The sequence below is a fragment of the Variovorax sp. FG153 genome (genome assembly GCF_057809595.1).
Genome location: NZ_JBMDKG010000017.1, coordinates 1 through 19,298, shown reverse-complemented (window position 1 = coordinate 19,298; position 19,298 = coordinate 1). Strand labels below are relative to the sequence as shown.

Annotated in this window: 15 protein-coding genes and 1 pseudogene; 9 read left to right on the top strand and 7 right to left on the bottom strand. The window is 66.0% G+C overall.

The features are described 5' to 3' along the window. Positions 1 to 6 precede the first annotated feature (6 nt). Genes ACODT0_RS19280 through ACODT0_RS19240 form a run of 9 tightly spaced genes read left to right on the top strand, consistent with a single transcriptional unit; the run spans position 7 to position 9,100 of the window. Positions 7 to 1,323, top strand: coding sequence for a TadA family conjugal transfer-associated ATPase (locus ACODT0_RS19280; RefSeq protein WP_489042029.1), 1,317 nt, complete (start codon positions 7 to 9; stop codon positions 1,321 to 1,323). Beyond that, on the top strand, positions 1,316 to 2,329 hold the full coding sequence (locus tag ACODT0_RS19275) for a type II secretion system F family protein (RefSeq protein WP_489042028.1): 1,014 nt from the start codon (positions 1,316 to 1,318) through the stop codon (positions 2,327 to 2,329). Before ACODT0_RS19280 ends, ACODT0_RS19275 begins: the two co-directional genes overlap by 8 nt. Next, positions 2,326 to 3,285, top strand: a complete 960-nt coding sequence (locus tag ACODT0_RS19270) for a type II secretion system F family protein (RefSeq protein WP_489042027.1) — start codon at positions 2,326 to 2,328, stop codon at positions 3,283 to 3,285. The genes ACODT0_RS19275 and ACODT0_RS19270 overlap by 4 nt, the downstream gene beginning before the upstream one ends. Then, positions 3,282 to 4,235 (top strand): tetratricopeptide repeat protein, encoded by a 954-nt coding sequence (locus ACODT0_RS19265; RefSeq protein WP_489042026.1) that lies wholly within the window; start codon positions 3,282 to 3,284, stop codon positions 4,233 to 4,235. Before ACODT0_RS19270 ends, ACODT0_RS19265 begins: the two co-directional genes overlap by 4 nt. Then, entirely contained in the window at positions 4,232 to 4,678 is a 447-nt protein-coding gene (locus tag ACODT0_RS19260) for a DUF3613 domain-containing protein (protein ID WP_489042025.1), read from the top strand. Before ACODT0_RS19265 ends, ACODT0_RS19260 begins: the two co-directional genes overlap by 4 nt. Positions 4,679 to 4,721: 43 nt before the next feature. Further along, complete coding sequence (locus ACODT0_RS19255; protein WP_489042024.1) at positions 4,722 to 5,213, top strand: TadE/TadG family type IV pilus assembly protein; 492 nt, start codon at positions 4,722 to 4,724, stop codon at positions 5,211 to 5,213. Further along, positions 5,210 to 5,710, top strand: a complete 501-nt coding sequence (locus tag ACODT0_RS19250; protein ID WP_489042023.1) for a TadE/TadG family type IV pilus assembly protein — start codon at positions 5,210 to 5,212, stop codon at positions 5,708 to 5,710. Before ACODT0_RS19255 ends, ACODT0_RS19250 begins: the two co-directional genes overlap by 4 nt. A 55-nt stretch (positions 5,711 to 5,765) precedes the next feature. Further along, a complete protein-coding gene (locus ACODT0_RS19245; protein ID WP_489042022.1) occupies positions 5,766 to 7,613 on the top strand; it encodes a TadG family pilus assembly protein in 1,848 nt (615 codons plus the stop codon). A 50-nt stretch (positions 7,614 to 7,663) separates the two neighbouring features. Next, complete coding sequence (locus ACODT0_RS19240; protein WP_057594326.1) at positions 7,664 to 9,100, top strand: sigma 54-interacting transcriptional regulator; 1,437 nt, start codon at positions 7,664 to 7,666, stop codon at positions 9,098 to 9,100. 45 nt (positions 9,101 to 9,145) lie between these two features. Here ACODT0_RS19240 and ACODT0_RS19235 read toward each other — a convergent pair whose 3' ends face one another. From ACODT0_RS19235 to ACODT0_RS19205, 7 genes and pseudogenes are all read right to left on the bottom strand, one after another. After that, the gene (locus ACODT0_RS19235) at positions 9,146 to 10,705 is read right to left on the bottom strand and encodes a TolC family protein (RefSeq protein WP_057594325.1); all 1,560 of its coding nucleotides are present in this window, start codon (positions 10,703 to 10,705) and stop codon (positions 9,146 to 9,148) included. Further along, positions 10,702 to 12,018 (bottom strand): HlyD family type I secretion periplasmic adaptor subunit, encoded by a 1,317-nt coding sequence (locus ACODT0_RS19230; protein WP_489042021.1) that lies wholly within the window; start codon positions 12,016 to 12,018, stop codon positions 10,702 to 10,704. The genes ACODT0_RS19235 and ACODT0_RS19230 overlap by 4 nt, the downstream gene beginning before the upstream one ends. 80 nt (positions 12,019 to 12,098) lie before the next feature. Beyond that, positions 12,099 to 13,913, bottom strand: coding sequence for a peptidase domain-containing ABC transporter (locus ACODT0_RS19225; RefSeq protein WP_057594323.1), 1,815 nt, complete (start codon positions 13,911 to 13,913; stop codon positions 12,099 to 12,101). Between the two features lie 83 nt (positions 13,914 to 13,996). Further along, the gene (locus tag ACODT0_RS19220) at positions 13,997 to 14,290 is read right to left on the bottom strand and encodes a hypothetical protein (protein ID WP_057594322.1); all 294 of its coding nucleotides are present in this window, start codon (positions 14,288 to 14,290) and stop codon (positions 13,997 to 13,999) included. Continuing rightward, positions 14,287 to 17,400, bottom strand: a complete 3,114-nt coding sequence (locus ACODT0_RS19215; protein ID WP_057594321.1) for a glutamate ligase domain-containing protein — start codon at positions 17,398 to 17,400, stop codon at positions 14,287 to 14,289. The genes ACODT0_RS19220 and ACODT0_RS19215 overlap by 4 nt, the downstream gene beginning before the upstream one ends. Positions 17,401 to 17,502: 102 nt before the next feature. Next, entirely contained in the window at positions 17,503 to 18,009 is a 507-nt protein-coding gene (pal, locus tag ACODT0_RS19210; RefSeq protein ID WP_057594320.1) for a peptidoglycan-associated lipoprotein Pal, read from the bottom strand. A gap of 93 nt (positions 18,010 to 18,102) precedes the next feature. Further along, positions 18,103 to 19,298: pseudogene (locus ACODT0_RS19205) on the bottom strand (hypothetical protein); the annotation flags it as partial.

The following is a 19,298-nucleotide window of genomic DNA, read 5'->3' as shown; positions in this document are numbered from 1 at the left end:
CAGCCCATGTCCACCGATATCGAATTCGCCGACGACGACCAGGCGTTCATCACATCCCAGCAGTTCCAGGACATCAAGAGCTGGACGCACGATCACCTGCTCAGTCGCATCGAGGAGCTGGGCGCGGAGTTCGGACGCTGGTCGCGCGCCTCGATCCAGCAGTTCGTCGAGCTCGAGGTCGACAGCTTCGTGCGCCTGCGCCGCGTGCCGATCAACGACCGCGAGATGCAGCTCATCTCGGATGCGCTCACGAAGGAACTCGCGGGCTTCGGTCCGCTGGAAGACCTGCTCAACGACCCGGCGGTCGAAGACATCCTGATCAACGGCTACCAGAACGTCTACGTCTCGCGCCACGGCATCCTGGAGCGCGAGACCCTGCGCTTCGCCGACTCCGAGCACGTGATGCGCATCGTTCGCCGCATCCTCGCGCCGCTGGGTCGCCGGCTCGACGAAGCCAACCCGATGGTCGACGCGCGCCTGCCCGATGGCGGGCGCATCAACGTGATCATCGAGCCGCTCGCGATCGACGGCCTGTCGGTCTCGATCCGCAAGTTCCGCAAGGAGCCGCTCACGCCGGCCGACCTGGTCAAGCTCGGCACCTTCGATGCCGGCATGGCGCAACTGCTCGAGATCGCGGTGCGCGCACGCTGCAACGTGCTCGTGAGCGGCGGCACCAGCTCGGGCAAGACCTCGCTGCTCAATGCACTGGCGAGCTTCATTCCCTCGCGCGAGCGCGTGATCACGATCGAGGACACGGCCGAACTCTCGCTGAGCACGAGTCACGTGGTGCGGCTCGAGAGCCGCCCCGGTGGCTTCGACGGCCAGGGCGTGGTGTCGATCCGCGACCTGCTGCGCAACAGCCTGCGCATGCGGCCCGACCGCATCATCGTGGGCGAAGTGCGCGGCGCCGAAGTGATCGAGATGCTGCAGGCGATGAACACGGGCCACGAAGGCTCGATGGGAACGATCCACGCGAGCTCGCCACGCGAATGCCTTTATCGCCTGGAAATGCTTTCGGGTTTCGCCGGCTATCAAGGCAGCGAAGTGAGCCTGCGTCGGCAGATCGCCAGCGCGATCGATTTCATCGTACAGATTGGCCGCATGTCCAATGGCAAGCGCCGCATCATCTCGCTCAGCGAAGTTACAGGTGTCAACGACAACGTGGTGGCGATGCAGGAGCTGTATCGCTACGAACCCCTTGTCGCCCCCGACGGAGAGGAGAAGGACCGCTGGGTATCGCTTGGCATAGCGCCTCATTCACCGAAGATCGCTCGATTCCGGCAGTCTTTCACGCGCTCACAGCAGGGAGATCACCGTGCGTGAGACCGTGCTGCTCGGAGTGGCGGTGGTGGCTTTGCTGCTGGCGGCGTCCGGCCTTTTCCTATGGCAATGGGCAAGAAAGCGCCAAGCACAGCACCTTGTTGGGCGGCACCTCGATCTGCAGATACAAGCTGGCGCAAGCACGGCAGCTCCCCCGCCATTCGGCGCCGCACCGCCACCACGTTCCATCGGGCTCACCGATGAGCTCTCTACCGGGTTGACTTCCGATCCCTGGCTGCAGACCGAGACAACGATCGCGAACGCGGCCCGCCCCACACGCTGGCTCGAACGGGCACTCCCCGACTGGTTGGTGGGAGTGATCGAAGTCCGGACGCTGGTCGCAGGCATCGTCGCCATTGTCGTGCTGTCGCTGATCGCTGGCTCTTTTGGCGGCTGGCTCGCAGGGTTTTCCGTCTTGGTACTGCTGGCGCTGCTCGGTGCCTTCGCCGTTTGGCTGCGGCTGCAGAAAGTACGGCGCAAGCTGGTCAGCCAACTGCCCGGCTACATCGACACCATGGTGCGCCTCATCACCATCGGTAATTCAACGCAGGCTGCATTCCAGCTCGCGATCGGCAGTACACAGGAACCGCTTCGCGGACATCTGGAACGTTCCGCTGCGCTGGTTCGTGCTGGCGTGGATTTGGACAAGGCGCTGTACCAGACGGCAACCCACGCGCGCGTCGAGGAGATGTTCCTGCTGTCGTCGATTCTCGGGCTGGGGGTGCGATACGGCGGTCGGGCGGACCTACTTCTCGAGCGAGTGAGCAACTTCATGCGCGATCGCGAGCAGGCAGAGCACGAACTCGTCGCCCTGTCTTCCGAGACGAGACTGTCAGCCTGGATCCTTGGCCTGCTTCCATTGCTCGTGGGCACGGCCATCATCGCGAGCAACCCCGCTTACTTCCTCGGAATGTGGCACGACGGCACTGGCCGCGTGCTCATCTTCTCCGGTGTCGGCCTTCAGCTGACGGGTGCACTGCTGCTGTACAGGCTCGCGAGACTCACATGACCTTGACGCCCGATACACTGACCGCCATCAGCCTCGCACTGCTGGCGCTTGGTCTTCTCATCGCCGGCGGTACGCTAGTCGCGGCGGAGCTTCGCCGCACGCGCAGCGGACAGGCGATCGACAAGGCCATCGAGCGCGGGACGACGGCGCTTCCCGGGACCTCGACCGATGCGTCGATCGACCTTGGTCAACCGTATGCATCTGAGGTCGAGCTTCCCTTCCATTGGCTGCGATCACCACTGGGACGCGCACTGGTCGCGGACGAGGACCGCAATCTCATCGACCAATGCGGGCTGTCGTCGCAACGCACACAGTTGATCTTCTTGGTGACGCGCATCTTCCTCGCATTGCTATTGCCAGCATTTGCCTTCGTGTTCTGGAATCCGGGGGAAAAGCAGAACATCGTCGTTCCAGTTCTGGCCGCTCTTTTCGTCGTGGGCTTCATGAGCCCCAAATGGGTGCTCGGACGGATCGCTGCCAATCGCCGCGAACGCGTCGCCAAGGAACTCCCTCTCTTCGTGGATCTGCTGAAGTTGCTGCAGGGCGTGGGAATGAGCTTGGACCAAAGTCTCCAGATCATGGCTGCCGACTTTTCGCACGTGCTGCGTGTGCTGGGGTACGAACTGACGCTTGCCAATCGCCAGTACTCACAAGGCCGTACCCGCGAGCATTCCCTGCACCGCCTGGCCACATTGCACAAGAACGAGAACCTGCGCAGCCTCGTGGCGCTGCTGGTGCAAGTCGATCGCCACGGCGGAGCCGTCCAGGAACCGCTGCGGACCTTCAGCGATCGCCTTCGCGAACATCGCCGCTCCGAGATGAAAGAGCGCATTGGAAAGATCACCGTGAAGATGACTGCCGTCATGGTCACGACGCTGCTACCTGCCCTGGTGATCGTGACGGCCGGCCCTGGATTCATCGCTATCTTCCGTGCACTGGGGAGCACCGCCAAATGAGAACCATCGTCTCTCCTGCGCACCCATCGATCCTGCGTGCCACCGCGTACTCCGCAATTGTGGGTTCTGTACTCGCAATGGCCGGCTGTGCCGCAACCAAGGACCACTACGCCGCAAGCGAAGACGCCCAGCAGCGGCAAGCCTTCGAGGCAGCCAGCGAAACGAAGACCGGCGCCAACATCGACACCCAAGCCACCTACGTCAAGGTCGTGGACCAGATGCAGCAGCAAGGCTTGTGGTTCGCTTCGCTCGCACACATCGATGCGTTGGAACAGCGCTGGGGGATCACGCCCGATTCGACGCGCCTGCGTGCCGATGCTCTGCGTCAGACCGGGCAGGCCGACCTTGCCGAAACCACCTACAAGCGCCTGCTATCCACTCCGATGGAGAGCGCGGGCTACAGGGGCCTAGGCCTGATTGCGGGAGCGCGTGGTAACTATGCGGAAGCTGCGCAGTTGCTGAAGCAGGCGCAACGCCGTACGCCGACAGATCCACTGCTGCTGAGCGACCTGGGCTATGCCAACCTTCGGGCCGGCCGGGTCGAGGAGGCACGCCTGCCGCTGATGCAAGCCTTGCAACTACAACCCGACAGCAAACAGGCCCAAGCCAACGTCGCGCTCTATCTAGAGGTCACAAACCAGCGCGAGCAAGCGACCGCCTTGATGGATGCGAATCGCATGCCGGAAGCGACGCGCGCCGCCGTGCGCGAAGCAGCACGTCAGATGCGAACAACCGGCAGTTCTGCCGTGGCCGTAGACGCAGCAGCCGCCAGCACGCCGAACGGCATCTCGCTCCAGGCCAGCCACGAGGATGCGACCGTCCCGCTGGCACTCAAGCCGTCCCGCTGGGCCGGCATGGGCGGCGTCCGAACCGCCAGCCAATTGAACCCGCAGGCCTCGACCCTGGAGGCTTCTCCCTCACCAACCCCGACCTCACAAGGCACACCATGACCAACAACAACGAGTTCGCCAACCGGATGGCTACCTTGTCCGCATGCGTCCTTGCCTCGGCACTCTTCTTCCTGACGACGGCGACCTCTGCGGAAACAGCCCCCACGAGAACCGGTCAAGACAGCGCCTCGACAAACAAAGCGCCCGAGACGAGCGAGGCCATGCAACCCGGCGCGCTGACTGCCATGACGCCGGCACAGGATGAGCGGGCAACGGCAGAAGAGGAAGAAGAGTTCTACGACATCCCACTTCAGGTCGGCGATGCGACTTCGAATCTTCTCGCTTGGCAGCGAAGCGGCCAAGTTTCCTCGACCACGCCTCGCCCTATCGCGGGCATCGTAGCTAATCGAAGCTATGAACGCTATCTCAAGAGCTTCGATTATCCGATTCCCGAGAAATTCAATTCCTCCGTCAAATCGACAAGCGGAAGCAGCGGGAGGTGATCTGGTATTCCCGGCACCGAATTCATTCTTCTGAAGGCCCGGCATGACAAGCAAGCGCCATCATGGTTCGCCCATCCGGCTCCAACGCGGGGTGTACGCAATCGAGTTTGCGTTTGTCTTCCTGATCTTCTTCGCGGTTCTCTATGGGATCGTCAGCTACGGGATGCTCTTGACGTTTCGCATGGGTTTGCAGAACGCGGCCGAAGATGGCGCGCGGGCAGCCCTGCGCTACAAGCCGACCTCGCCGGAACGTGCTGTTGCTGCCGTTCAGGTTGCAACCCAGCGCAGCCTGTGGATGCCGGCGGCCGTGAAACCACTGGAAGTGACGGCGCAATGCAGCGTGGCTGGTGGCGAGGCGGGTCCATGCACTACCAGCACTTGCACATCGAACGCATCGTGGGATCAACGCTGCAGGATCGTCGTGACAGTGAGAGCACGGGGGATGGAATCGGTGCTCCCACCGCTATTCAGCGTGGTGCTACCGAGTCAGATCGCAGGCCAGGCCAGCATGCTGCTTGATGGGAGCTCTTCATGACTGGGCGACTTTCTCACAAATTGCGAACAAGCATCATGCGACGCCAGCGTGGCATCGCAGCCGTTGAGTTCGCGTTGGTGTTCAGCTTGCTGTTCTTTGCTATGTACGGCATCGTCACGTTCGGGGTTGTTCTGTACACGCAGCAGGTGGTATCCAGGTCTGCCGAAGATGGTGCGCGGGCAGTGCTGCGGCTGGGACAGGGCGTCCAAACAAACGATTCACGCGTGCAGGAAGTCATCTATGACGCGCTCGCATCTGCACTGATCACCCCTCCTGAGGCAGGAACAAGCGTGGCCCAAAAGAAGGCATGGCTACGTACGCAGATGGGATCCAGGCAACCACCGGAGATTTCTCAGCAGTCTACCGAACAGATCCTAGTTAGGGTTACCTATCCGTACAGCGCTAGCCCCGTTCTTCCACGCGTTGTGCCTTGGACCAACGGCTGGATGCCTTCCCAGCTCGTAGGAAAGGCAATAGCTATGCGACCAGCCTCATAAGACGCCCTCCATGAGACCGAAACGCTCCACAACCCGTCGTCGGCAACGTGGCTCCGTGATCGTCATCGCGGCCATTGCGCTCAGTCTGATCATCATCGCTCTGATCGGGACGGAGCTTGGATACTTGTTCTTTATGAAACGGGAGTTTCAGAAAGCCGCCGACCTGGCTGCATTGGCAGGTGCGCAGAAACTCCAAACCACGACGGCTACAAACCGCTGTAGTCTGGCAGCTGGCGTCGCCATCAGCAATGCCAGTCAAAACCTTCCAGGAATTGCAATTAACCCTCCCGACTGTGGAAACTGGAGAGCGGGACAAGCCTCTGAGGCCGCCGCCGGGTGCTTTGCAAATACGGATGACAACTTCCTCACTGGAGGAACTCCGCTCAATGCGATTCGAATTCGAATCAATCGACCAGCACCAACCTTGATGCCGTTTTTCCCCTGGGACCGCACGATTTGTGTCCAAGCCGTTGCAGCGCTGGACGAGCCGCAAGCGTCCTTCTCAGTGGGTAGTGGCGTTGCCAGATTGAACCAAGGCGCCCTGAACCAACTATTAAGTCTTTTACTTGGTACGGCCATCAATCTGAGTCTCGCCGATTACACGGGACTGGCCAACGCCAAACTCAACCTACTCGGAATGGTAGATGCACTTCATCTCAACGCAGGGACAGTGGATCAACTTGCCCAAAGCAACATTACCCTGGCACAACTGCTGAATGCTGCCATAGAAGTGCTGCCGCAAGGAAACGACAGCCAAACCGTCAGCCTCGTAGCCAGCCTGCTCAGAGGTATGCTAAATCTGACAGGGGGGCTAGACCTAAATACTGTGACCATCAATCTACTGAAAACCGCCGAGCAAGCTGGCTTACTAAGTCTAGACCTAGATACTACAGATCCGCGGAGCGCTTTAAATGGAAACGTCAGTGTACTAAACCTCCTGTCAGTAGCACTACAGGTCGCAAATGGCCAATCTGCGGCTGCGGCTGCCACTACTATCTCTTTACCACCCTTGGCAAAAGTAGGTGTGCGCGCCAAAGTGATCGAACCGCCCACCATCGCGATTGGCCCTCCAGGTTACTACCCTGATGGCACCGCAAAAACTCAAGCGCATACAGGCCAGATTCGAGCCGGGCTGAATGTTCAAGTCTTGACGGCGGCAGGCGGAAACAACAGCCTTCTAGATATCCCATTGCTTCTTCGAGTTTCCCTTCCCGCAGGCCAATTAATTAATCTTCCTATATATGCGGAAGTCGCATCTGGTGACGCCAACTTGGATGATGTCCGCTGTACCGCGGCAGATGGGAAATACGATGTAGCTATAAACGCAGCCCCGGGATTAGCGCACGTTTTTCTTGGCAATATTCCTACAGCCTTCACCAACACGACCAGCCCTTGGGCTAGCTTACCCAAAGAGCGTTTCAAGCTAGTGAGCTTACGAATTGATCTGTTAGGAAGTATCCTTACGCCGCCCATCACGGTCGACTTACTGGCGAAGCTGGATCTATCAATTCCAGCCAACGGATCAATTGCCAGAACAACATTAAATTACAGATTTGACCCCAATATTCCAACATCTCAGCAAAATTTAATACAGGCCGTCGGTCTTGAGCAAAGACTAGGAGCTGCCATTGGAAGTGCAATCAGTTCTGGAGCGCTGGATGTTGTACTTAATACGAGTGGTCTTGGCCTGGTAACCAATGTGCTAAATGCACTCGTAAACAACCTCATCACGATCGTCAATGGATTGTTGGGCGTTCTTAATATTATCCTCACTCCGGTACTAGATCTTCTGGATGGCGCAGTACTGGGTCCTCTGTTCAAGGCGCTTGGCCTTCAGTTGGGATATGCAGATGTGCAACTACTTTCCGCCAGTTGTCAAAGCAAAGCGAAGCTGGTTCATTGATTTCTTCTCCTATTTAATTATTTCGTGATCTACATAGCAATCGCATCTTGATGAGCGCCTCCCCCAATTTCGACGAACTCGACCTCTTTGTCTGGGAAGGAAAGGCCGACATCCTCGACCGCATCGCCCGCTGCATGGCGAGCTTCGATGTCGAGGTGATCCGGGCCGACGGCATGCCGCCTCCCTCGCAGGACCGCACGGCGGCGATGCGGCCGTCGGTGGCGATCATCAGCGTCACGGTCATCGATGGCGGCGGGTTGCCGCAGGCCACCGAACTGCTGCAGGGCATGCCGGTGATCTGGGTCGCGGCCGCTTCGCGCGAGCGCGACTCGCGCACCTATCCGCCCGAGTACCTGCACGTGCTGCCCTACGACTTCACCTGCGCCGAACTGCGCACGATGGTCGCGAAGCTGGTGCGGCAACTGCGCGCGCGCGACGTGGCGCCGCAGCCGCTCGACGAGCTGGTGGCGCACTCCGAAGCGATGAAGTCGCTGCTGGCCGAGGTCAATGCCTTCGCCGATTGCGACCACAGCGTGCTGGTGCGCGGCGAGACCGGCGTGGGCAAGGAACGCATCGCGCAGCAGCTGCACCTGGGGCACCAGAACTACAGCAAGGGTGCGTTCGTAGCAGTGAACTGCGGCGCGATTCCCGACGGGCTGTTCGAGTCGCTGTTCTTCGGCCACGCCAAGGGCTCGTTCACGGGCGCGGTGCATGCGCACCGCGGCTATTTCGAGCAGGCCACGGGCGGCACGCTGTTCCTCGACGAGATCGGCGACCTGCCGAAGTACCAGCAGGTGAAGCTGCTGCGCGTGCTCGAGGACGGCGCGGTCACGCGGCTCGGCGCGACCTCTCCGATCCGGGTCGACTTCCGGCTGGTGGCGGCGACCAACCGCAACCTGCGCGAGATGGTGGCCAGCGGCGAATTCCGCGCCGACCTGTTCTACCGCCTCGCGGTGATCGAGCTGCACGTGCCCAGCCTCGAGGAACGCGGCGAGATCGACAAGATCGCGATCTTCAAGGCACTGCTGGCCAACGTGCTGGGCGACCAGCTCGAGGCGCTCGGCGAAACGCCGCACTGGCTCAGCGACGCGGTGGCCGAGACCTACTTCCCCGGCAACGTGCGCCAGCTGCGCAACCTCGCGGAACGCGTGGGCGTGATCGCGCGGCAGCTGCACAGCTGGGACCAGCACCTGATCCAGCGCGCGATCGCGCTGACCCGCGGCACGCCCTCCACCGGCGCGGGCGGCGGCATGGGACTGGGCGCGAACGCGGTGGGCACGAGCAGCGCCTTCGATGCCGCCGGCGGCGATCAGCGCAAGGGCTGGAACGGCAGCGAGCGCAACCGCATCATCGCGGCGCTCGAGATCAACGACTGGAAGCGCCAGGACACGGCGCAGCACCTGGGCATCAGCCGCAAGGTGCTGTGGGAGAAGATGCGCAAGTACCAGATCCTCGACGGCGAACCGGGCATTCCGGAAGACGCCTGAGCCGCGGCGCGCCCGGCGCGCCGCGCACCCCTTCTTCTCTGTTCGTCAGTTGCCGGCCGGCAGGCGCTCGGCGCGCCGCAGGGTCACGGTCTGCGCGTTCTCCGAGCGATCCACGCGCGCCTCGCTCGCGCAGGTCGAATTGCTCGCGAGGCACGGGCCGCTCAACAGGCCGTCCTCGGTCAGCACGGTACGGCTCGGCGCGCCGAAGACGCGGTCGACCCATTCGTTGCCGCCCTCGGGGTCGATGCGCAGTTCGCCGGTGGTGCGCGCCAGGCGCAGCTCGTTGACGCGCAGGTCGAACACGGCATCGACGTAATCGAACAGCAGGTTGTAGTACTCGAGCTGGGCATCGAGCACCTGCGGCAGGGTGTCGCGGCCGAACTCCAGCAGGCGGCGGCGGCCGCGGAAGGCCTGGCCCGAGGTGCTCACGGCCTCCATCAGCTGGCGCTCGCGCTCGCGGCCCGACACGGTGCGCGACCACGAGGCGCTGGTGAGCTCGAACAGGTTGAGCTTCACGCCCTCGAGCTTGGCCTCCTGGTTCTCGACCTCGGCCATGGCGGTGCGCACGCGCAGCTGGCGGTCGAAGCCGCTGCCGAAGTTCCAGCTCAGCTCGAGCGCGGTGCGCGTGGGATCCTGCGGCGACACGCCGCGCGGGTCCTTGCTCTTCACGATCACGGCCTCGACGGTGGGCCAGATGCTGGCCTCCTGCTGCTCGACCAGCGCCTTGGCCTTGTTGATGCGGCCCTGCGCCTCGGCGATCTCGGTGCTGCGCTCCTCGGCGCGGCGCAGCGCCTCGGCCTGCGAGTCGATGCGCCACTGCGGCGGCGCGGCCAGCACCGGCAGGTTGCGCGTGATGGGCGTGAACTTGAAGTAGCTGCGGAACTTGGCGATGGCCTCGTCGCGCTGGGCCTCGAAGTCGGCCTCGCGCGCGGCCACGCTGGCGCGGCGCGCGCTGGCCATGTTGAGGTCGTTCTCGCCGGTGGCGCCGAGCGCGACGCGGCGCGCCTCGGCCTTCGAGAGCTCGGCCACGATCTCGGTGGAGCGGTGCGCGATCTCCTTCTTGAGGTCGAAGCGCTGCACCTGCAGGTAGGCGGTCAGGGCATCGAGCACCACCTTCTGCGAGGTGGTGGTGACAGCCTGGCCGTCGGCCTCGTTGCCGGCCTCGGCGGCGCGGATCGAGGCGCTGATCGCGCCGCCGTCGAGCAGGCTCATGCGCGCCTCGGCGGTGATCACGTTGTAGCTCTGGGTCTGCGCGTTGGCGGCGCCGCTGTTGTAGTTGCCCGATGAGGTGCCGACCTTGAAGCGCGGATAGCGCGCCTTCTTCGCCTGGTCGATCTGGAAGCCGCTGGTGTTGGCGGCGGCCTGCGCGGTCTGCACCTCGGGGTATTCCTGCGACAGCGCGACCAGCGCCTGCTTCACGCGCTGCACGTAGCCGGCGGTGCCGATCGAGGGCTGCGACAGGCGCCGCGCGAGCACCAGCGAGGGCGGCGGATCCTGCTGCTCCTGCGCCATCGCGGCGGGCGGCAGCGCGAAGCTGGCGGCGAGCGCCGCGCACAGCACGCCGGTGCCCGCGGGGCGCCGGCCGTTGGTCATGCGGCGCTTCATGGTTCGCGGAAGGCTTCGCGCCGAAGCTTGAGCACGGGACGCAGGATGTACCAGATGAAGGGGTCGGTGCCGACCTTGAGGTCGACCTCGGACTCCATGCCGACGGTGATGCGGTTTTCCTTGTGGCCGACGAAGGACTTGTCGGTGCTGATCAGGAGCCGGTAGTACGGCGCGCCGTTCGAGATCGCGGGGTCGCGGTCCGCGTCGGCCGCCACCAGCGTGACCTTGCCCTCGACGGCGCCGTAGCGCAGGTAGTCGTAGGCGGTGATCTTGACGGTGGCCGCCTGGCCGATCTCGACGAAGCCGCGGTCGTTCGGGTTGAGCCGCGCCTCGACCATGATCTCGTCCTTGTCGGGCACCACCTCGAGGATGGCCTCGCCGGGCTTCACGACCCAGCCGGGACTGCCGCTGCGCAGGCCCTTGACGATGCCGTCCGAGGGCGCCTTGACCTCGGTGCGCGAGCGCTGCGTGCGTGCGCGCGCGAGGTCCTCGCTCAGGCTCGCGAACTGGCGCTCGACGGTGGCGAGTTCGTCGGACGCGCGGCGCCGGAAGCGCCCTTCGGCCTCGGCCATCTTGGCCTGGGCCTCGGTGATGGCGGCGTTGGCCGAGATCACGCCCTGGCGCGCCACCGCGAGTTCGCTGCGCGCGGCCTCGGCCTGGCGGCGCTTCTCGAGCACCTCGACCTGGCCGACCAGCTTTTCCTTCAGCAGCTGCTCGGACACCTCGAGTTCCTTCTGCATCAGGTCGAGCCGGTCGCTCAGGCCCTTGACCTTGGCCTGCTGCTCGAGCTGCCGGCTGCGCGCGGCCTCGAGGCCGGAGATGGCGCCGGCCATCACGCCGCGCTGCTCGAGCGCACGCGCGTCGTAGGCGCCGGTCTCGCCGGCGTACACGCCCTCGTCGATGTCCTTGGCGAAGCTGTCGCGCTTGAGCGGCTGGCCGCGGCTCTCGGCCAGCAGGCGCACGCGCGTGGCCTGGGTGGCGGCATAGCGCGCGGTCAGTTCCTCGAGGTTGAGGCCACCGCCGCCGAGGTCGATCTCGACCAGCGACTGGCCCTGCTTGACGTGGTCGCCTTCCTTCACGAGCACGGCGCTGACGATGCCGCCTTCCAGATGCTGGATCGACTTCACGCGGTCGGAGGGGATCACGCGCCCGGGCGCGACCACGACGGTCTCCATCGGGAAGCCCAGGCCGACCAACGCGAAGACGCCGATCAGGCCGCCGAGCAGCCATTGGCGCCGGCGGCCCTGGGGCGTGACCTGGGCGGCGCGCCTCTGTTCTTCGGTCTGCAGGACCTGCGGCAGATCGGCTTTCAAGATCTCGCCTCCCTTGCGGTCACTCGGTCGTCGCACTCGGTCATCGGTCGATCGGTCCAATCCATAAACAAAGTCGAAGCTCAGGCGATCGAGCGCGCGGAGGACTCGCCGTCCTCGCCGCCTTCGGGCAGCGCCACCAGCGCCTTCTTCACGCCGAACAGCTTGGGCACCATCGCCGCGGCCGTGCCCTGCTCCACCGTGCCCTCGCCGGTCACGTGGTAGACATGGCTGGCGGCCGAGACGATGCGCAGCGAATGCGTGACCACCACCACGGTGCGCACCTTGGCCACCGCCAGCAGCGTGGCCAGCAGCGCGCGCTCGCTCTGGAAGTCGAGGTCGTTGCTGGGCTCGTCGAGCACCAGCACCGAGGGCTTGCGCAGGAAGCTCATGGCCAGCGCGAGCTTGCGGCGCTCGCCCACCGACAGGCCGGTGCCGCCCTCGCCCACCATCGAGCGGTAGCCGTCGGGCAGCCGCGAGATGAACTCGTGCGCGCCCGAGAGCTTGCAGGCCGCGACGATCTGCTCGTCGCTCTGGCCCGGCGCGGTGCGGCGCATGACGTCGATCAGCGAACCGCCGAACCAGTAGACCTCCTGCGAGAGGTAGCTGATCCAGCGCGACAGCTCCTCGCGGCCGAACTGCGAGAGGTCGTACTCGCCGATGCTGACGACGCCGTGCGTGGGCGTGTACAGGCCCGACAGCAGCTTGACCAGCGTGGACTTGCCGGCGCCGTTGCGCCCGACGATGACGTGCAGGCCGCCGGGGCCGATGTCGAGATCGAGGTTCTCGATGACCGCCTTCTGCGCGTTCTCGGTGAAGCTGAAGCTCACGTCCTTGAGCGTGATGCGGCCCAGCGGCTGCGGCAGCGCCATGCCCACCGGCGGCTTCTCCACCGGCTCGCCGAGCACGGTCTCCAGGCGCTTGGCGGCTTCCTTGGCGGTGGCCAGCGAACGCCAGTTCGACACCAGGCCGGCGATCGGCTGCAGCGCGCGCAGCGCGAGCATGTTGGAGGCCACGAGGCCGCCGACCGTCATCCACTGCTCCATCACCGAGATCGCGCCCACCGTGACCACGATCACCGAGAACACCGTCAGCAGCACCGTGGTGCCGTCGCGCGCGGTCTCGATCTGGCCGTTCTTGGTGAAGCTCTCGGTGAGCCAGTCGTTGTAGGTCTTCTGCCACATCTCGATGATGGGGCCGTCGTTGGCCTGCGACTTGAGCGTCTCGCGCGCATGGCAGATCTCGGCCGTCATGCGGTCGAGGCCGCGGCCGCGCTGCACTTCCTCGACGCGGCCGGCGCGCACTTCGTCGGCCCACCACCAGGCGAGGAACGAGAGGATGGCGAGGAAGGCCACCACCACCGGCAGCACCGGCAGCGCGACGATGCCGATCACCACCAGCCCGAACACCGCCATCGGCAGGTCGAAGATCGATTGCGCGAGGCCGCCGGTGACGGTGCCGCGCACCGAGCCGACGTCGCGGAAGTACAGGTGCCACACCGAGGCCGGCCGCGCCTCGAGCGCGCGCAGCGGACGACCGAGCATGGAGCCCATCAAGGCGCCCGAGACGCCGTGGTCGATGATCGCGCCCGCGTTGCGCAGCAGGCGCGAGCGGCGCGTGCGCAGCCAGAACTCGATGCACAGGAAGAACAGGATGCCGCTGACCAGCGCCGCCAGCGTCGAGACGCCGCTGCGCGAGAGCACGCGGTCGTAGACCTGCAGCAGGAAGATCGAGGGCAGCAGCCCGAACAGGCTGATCGGAATGGAGCGCCAGGCCGCGCTCTTGATCAGCGGGTAGGCATCACGGAACGCGGCGTGGAGGGCGCCCGCGTAGGGACTGGCACCGGGCTCCACGGGCCGTTCGGCGACCAGTTGAGTGGGCAGGAGAAACTTGATCATGGGCGAAAGCCGATCCCGTCAGGCGATGACGCAACGGCTTCATTATCAACTGTTACCCGATTGTTACAAGGCAATATTTCACTCTAGAAAGCAGTGCAATTCGAGGCTTTGGTCAGGGGTCGGTCAGTCCCTGTCGCCGCTCGGTGCGAGACGGTTTCGGTGGGCAGCACGATGCCGGCGCAAGCCACCGTCCTGCGTGCCTGCGCGGGTTCGTCGTCTCCGAAGAAACCCCGATCCAGCAGGATCGCGACGTTGACGCACAGCAGCATGCAGACGACCCACGCGCACAGCAGCTGGGCCCAGCCCGTCCACCACCGGCGTGCCGGGGCGGCTTCCTGCTGCGCGGGCAGATGAAGGAGTGCATCCAGTCTGGTCATGGCAGTGCTTTCAGAACCCGGGCCAGCCGGGACAGACCCACGCCCGCGGAGCTTTTCGCGAGCACCCAGTCGCCCGGCTGCAGCAGGCTGCCCAGCGCGGTCGACAAATCGGAGACGTCGACGAACCAGTGCGAACGCACCTTCGAGCTGATGCGCGCATGCAGGGCCCGCATCAGCGGTCCGCACAGCAGCACGCGGTCGGCCTGCGTGGCCAGCAGCTCGGGTTCGAGGTCGAGGTGATGGCGCTGGGCCGCGGGGCCCAGCTCCTGCATGTCGCCGAGGATCGCCACGCGGCGCGCGGGCTCGCACGGGGCCTGCGCCAGCAGCTCGAGCGCGGCGCGCATCGAGCTCGGATTGGCGTCGTAGGTCTCGTCGATCAGCTTGAAGCTGCCGCCGCCGATGTGGATGGTGTGCAGCGCGCCGCGGCCGCCCGGCGGCTCGAACTGCGCGAAGGGTTCGACCGCCGCGGCCAGCGGCAGGCGCAGCGCGGTCAGCGCGGCCAGGCCGGCGACGGCGCTCATGCCCATGTGGCGGCCCGGCGCGTTCAGCCGCAGCTGCAGCGGCTCGCCGGCCACCACCGCCTTCACCTCGCCATGGTCGAAGGAGACCAGCCGCACGTCGGCCGCGCGATGCTCGCCGTAGCTCACCACCTGCAGCTGGCGTTCGGCCGCGACCTCGGCGAAGACCGGGTACTCGAGCATGTCGCGGTTCAACACCACGCTGTCGCCGGCGGTCATGCCGAGGAAGATGCGCGCGTCCTGTCGCGCGGCGGCCTCGGCCGGGCCGCGGTGCTTCTGCGCCGCGGCCGAGGGACCGGCGATCACCGCGAGCGTCGGGCGCACCAGCTGCGTCGACGCGGGCAGCTGCGACTGGCTCATGTCGAGCACCCAGTAGGCGGCGTGGCGCGGCAGGCAGGTGAGGTTCCAGGCGATGCCGGACGGCAGGCTGATGCTGCCCTCGGGCTGGCCGACCTCGCCCCACACGGTGAGCGCACTGGCCATCATGGCCGCCACGGTCGAGCCCGTGACGCCCTGCCCCACCACCGCGCAGACGCCGCCGTCGAACTCGGCGCGCGCATGGGTGCCGAGCTGCAGCACGGCCTGCGGCAGGTCGGCCACCTTGAGCACGGGCACGCGCTTGTCGAGGTGCGGCTTGGGATCGACGCACAGCACGGCGGCCGCGGGCTGCAGCACGCCCTTGAGCGCAACGGCCGCGAGCGGGGCCTTGGCATTGCGGGTCTGGTTCTCGAACACCACGCGGCCCTTGCGCAGGAAGGAGCGCTGCGCGACGCCGCTGGCGCGCCAGCCGTCCTCGGGCTTCACCACCCACTCGCCGCCGGTCACGCGCGCCATCTCGCTCGCGGTCCAGGTGCCGCCGTCGTCGCGCGGTCCGCCCTGGCCGACCGAGATGCCGCCGCCGGCCACCGCGCCGGCACCGGTGCCGTGCAGCGTGCGGCGCTCCACCAGGTAGCGGTGGAAGGCCACGAAGCCCGAGACGTACTGCTCGACATCGTCGATGCGCACGCGGAAGGCGTGGTGGCGGATGAAGAACGAGCCGACGATGGTCGAGGGACGGCGGAAGTACATCGCCATCTCGGGCCAGAAGTAGCCGTTGAGCAGGTAGTGCGCGCGGTAGTCGAGCGCGCGGTAGAACTTCTCGACGTCGAGCTCGTCGAGCAGGTGCCGCATCGCGGGCATGCCCTCGAGCCGCTGCAGCATCTGCTGCGCGGCGAGCATCAGCTCGAGCAGCGTCGGGAAGGTGGTCTTGCGGTCGAGCACGAAGTCGAGGTAGCCCGCGACGTTCTGCAGCCCGAAGCGGAAGTAGCGCTCCTGCGGGCTCCAGCGCGCGAGCTCGTTGACGCAGCAGCTCAACCAGTGGTCGTGCGCCTGCCAGTGCTGGCTGGCGATGAAATGGTCGAAGGCCTTCTCCACCACCGCGAGCCACTGGGGATCGCGCGTGAGGCCATAGAGGCGCAGCAGGCCGTACGAGGCCTGGCCGTCGTAGTAGATGATCCGCGAGGCCTGCTTGAGCGTCAGGTCGTTCGCATGGATGACATGGTTGAAGCGGCCCGTCGCCGGGTCCTGCAGCGAGGAGATGCCCAGCGCGAGCTTGTCGAGCAGCGGCAGCCAGCGCCGCGTGTCCATGGCCTCGCAGTACTTCACGAGCGCCAGCACGCAGGCCGCGTTGCCGCCGAGGCGGATCTCGCCGCCGGTGTCGACCAGGAACGAGATGTCGCGGCCGTCGGCGAGCTTGTAGTCGCGGATCAGGTGGTGCACCAGGCGATCGAGCGCGCGCTCGATGGCCGCGCGCAGCGTCTCGTCGCGCGTGATCTCCCACGCCTCGATCATGGCGTAGAGCGCGCTCGCATGGCGCATCGCGTCGTAGGTCGGGATGCGCCGGTCGAAGCAGGGGAAGTAGCCGTAGACGAACAGGCCGTCGGCCTGCACCTGGCGCGCCAGGTACGAGGCGCCGCTGCGCACCAGGTCGAGCGTTGACTGCGGATTGAGCGCGGGCAGCTGGCGCCGCCCGGCATCGAGCCCCGTGCCCACGAGCTTGTGCACCACGCCGTCGGGCTGGCAGAACAGGCCCACGGTCGCCAGCAGGAACACCGGCTGGTCGCCCGGCAGGTCGAGCGAGAGCCGGCGGCCAAAGCGCTCGTCGGCATAGAGCTCGAAATTGCGCGGATTCACCACCGCGTGCGCGATGGTCGAGTCGCCGCTGAGCATCGCGTTCGCGTTGAGCTCCTGCTCGGTGAAGGCGAGCTCGAAGTCCTTGTCGAAGGCCAGGCCGAGGCGGAAGTAGTTGCGCTTGACCGACGCGAGCTGTCCCTTGAACTGGGTCCAGTCGATCGGGCTCGCGCCCTCGACCCAGTCGATGCGCAACCAGGGCGTGGCGATGCCGTGCTCGCGCACCCAGCGTTCGACCTGTTCGGCGCCTTCGCGCCAGGCGGTCTCGAGCACGGCCGCGCGGGTGTGCACCACGTGCGCCCGCTGCGTGCCGTCGCTCACCGAGAAGAACAGCGTGAAGGCCGGGTAGGGCGCCGGCAGCGCCGCGCACACCGAGACGAGTCGCTCGTGGCAGGCGTGGAGCTGATCGGAAAAGGACATCATTCGGCCCCGGTCGAAAACGGGCAACCGGTCGTCTTCGTCATGCGTTGCCGCGATGACTCGGAAGACCGGGAGCTGCCATCGAAGGCATCGCAGTTCCCTGGTTCAGCGGTAGCTGAATTCGGCGCGGCGATTGAGCTGGTAGCCCTCCTCGGTGTTGGCAAGCGACGCGGGTTTTTCCATGCCCCAGCTGATGGCTTCGAGCCGTTCGGCGGGCACGCCCAGCTGCGTCAGGGCGCGCTGGACGGCTTCGGCACGGCGCTGGCCCAGCGCGAGGTTGTATTCGCGGCCACCGCGCGAGTCGGTGTGGCCTTCGAGCACGACACGGCTCGTCGGGCGGTTGCGCAGGAAGCTGGCGTGCGCCTCGACGATGCCGCGATATTCGGGCTTGATGTCGTATTTGTCGAAGTCGAAGTAGACGATCTTCGACACGCCGGCCGGGCCGTTCTGCACCGGCGGCGGGGGCGGCGGCTCGACCTTGGCGACCGCGCTCGCGCCCTTGTTGGAGTAGTAGTAGGTCGCGTCGTCGCGACCCGGCTTGGGCGCGGTGCCACAGGCCACCAGGCTGGCGCCGAGCGCTGCGATGGCCAGTATCCGGAAACTCGTCTTCATACCGTTCCTTTCAGAGGACGGACCGTCGCCGGTCCGTCCTTTCTTCTGCTGCTCGTTCTTCTCTTTTTTCCGTCCACTGTTCGCGTGACCGGATCAGCCCAGCAGGCCGTGCAGGATGTTGGTGACCGGGGTCACCACGTTGCCCACCGTGTGCTCGACCTGGCTGGTGATCGGGGTCACGGTCTGGGCCAGGTTGGTACCCAGGGCATGGTCCACGCTGTCCAGCACGTTGGCCACCGGCTCGACCACCGGGGCCGCGGCACCCGAGGCGCCCGCCAGGATGTCGGTCACCGGAGCCAGGGCACCGGAGCCTGCGCCGGTCAGCGTGTCGACCACCGGGGCGAGCGTGGTGCTCAGGCCGCTGGCGACATCGGTCACCGGCTGCAGGATGTTGGCCACGGGGCCGTCGCCGCCGAGCGAGCCGAGCAGGCTGCCGACCAGGCCGTCGTTGCCCAGGAGGCCGCCGACGAGACCGTCGTTGCCGAGGACGCCACCGAGCAGGCCGCCGTCGCCACCGAGCACGCCGCCCAGCAGACCGTCGTTGCCCAGCACGCCACCCAGCAGGCCACCGTCGCTGCCGCCGAGGACACCGCCGAGCAGACCGCCGTCGCCACCGAGCACGCCGCCCAGCAGGCCGTCGTTGCCCAGCACGCCACCCAGCAGGCCACCGTCGCTGCCGCCGAGGACACCGCCGAGCAGACCGCCGTCGCCACCGAGCACGCCGCCGAGCAGGCCGCCGTCGCCGCCGAGCACGCCGCCCAGCAGGCCGTCGTTGCCGAGGACGCCACCGAGCAGGCCGCCTTCGCTGCCGCCGAGGACGCCGCCGAGCAGGCCGCCGTCACCGCCGAGCACGCCGCCCAACAGGCCGTCGTTGCCGAGGACGCCGCCGAGCAGGCCGCCGTCACCGCCAAGCACGCCGCCCAGCAGGCCGTCGTTGCCGAGGACGCCGCCGAGCAGGCCGCCGTCACCGCCGAGCACGCCACCCAGCAGGCCGTCATCGCCCAGGACACCGCCGAGCAGGCCGCCGTCACCGCCAAGCACGCCGCCCAGCAGACCGTCGTTGCCGAGGACGCCGCCGAGCAGACCGCCGTCACCGCCAAGCACGCCGCCCAGCAGGCCGTCGTTGCCGAGGACGCCACCGAGCACTCCACCCAGCAGGCCGTCATCGCCCAGGACACCGCCCAGGAGGCCGCCGTCGCCGCCGAGCACGCCACCCAGCAGGCCGCCGTCGCCAAGGACGCCGCCGAGCAGGCCGCCGTCACCGCCGAGCACGCCACCCAGCAGGCCGT

What these genes read in the sequence shown, in the direction of transcription:
- ACODT0_RS19220 (WP_057594322.1), bottom strand. Translation starts at nt 14,290, where the DNA reads ATGACCAGACTGGATGCACTCCTTCATCTGCCCGCGCAGCAGGAAGCC.
- ACODT0_RS19215 (WP_057594321.1), bottom strand. Translation starts at nt 17,400, where the DNA reads ATGATGTCCTTTTCCGATCAGCTCCACGCCTGCCACGAGCGACTCGTC.
- ACODT0_RS19265 (WP_489042026.1), top strand. Translation starts at nt 3,282, where the DNA reads ATGAGAACCATCGTCTCTCCTGCGCACCCATCGATCCTGCGTGCCACC.
- ACODT0_RS19235 (WP_057594325.1), bottom strand. Translation starts at nt 10,705, where the DNA reads ATGAAGCGCCGCATGACCAACGGCCGGCGCCCCGCGGGCACCGGCGTG.
- ACODT0_RS19240 (WP_057594326.1), top strand. Translation starts at nt 7,664, where the DNA reads ATGAGCGCCTCCCCCAATTTCGACGAACTCGACCTCTTTGTCTGGGAA.
- ACODT0_RS19255 (WP_489042024.1), top strand. Translation starts at nt 4,722, where the DNA reads ATGACAAGCAAGCGCCATCATGGTTCGCCCATCCGGCTCCAACGCGGG.
- ACODT0_RS19225 (WP_057594323.1), bottom strand. Translation starts at nt 13,913, where the DNA reads ATGATCAAGTTTCTCCTGCCCACTCAACTGGTCGCCGAACGGCCCGTG.
- ACODT0_RS19250 (WP_489042023.1), top strand. Translation starts at nt 5,210, where the DNA reads ATGACTGGGCGACTTTCTCACAAATTGCGAACAAGCATCATGCGACGC.
- ACODT0_RS19270 (WP_489042027.1), top strand. Translation starts at nt 2,326, where the DNA reads ATGACCTTGACGCCCGATACACTGACCGCCATCAGCCTCGCACTGCTG.
- ACODT0_RS19280 (WP_489042029.1), top strand. Translation starts at nt 7, where the DNA reads ATGTCCACCGATATCGAATTCGCCGACGACGACCAGGCGTTCATCACA.
- ACODT0_RS19260 (WP_489042025.1), top strand. Translation starts at nt 4,232, where the DNA reads ATGACCAACAACAACGAGTTCGCCAACCGGATGGCTACCTTGTCCGCA.
- pal (WP_057594320.1), bottom strand. Translation starts at nt 18,009, where the DNA reads ATGAAGACGAGTTTCCGGATACTGGCCATCGCAGCGCTCGGCGCCAGC.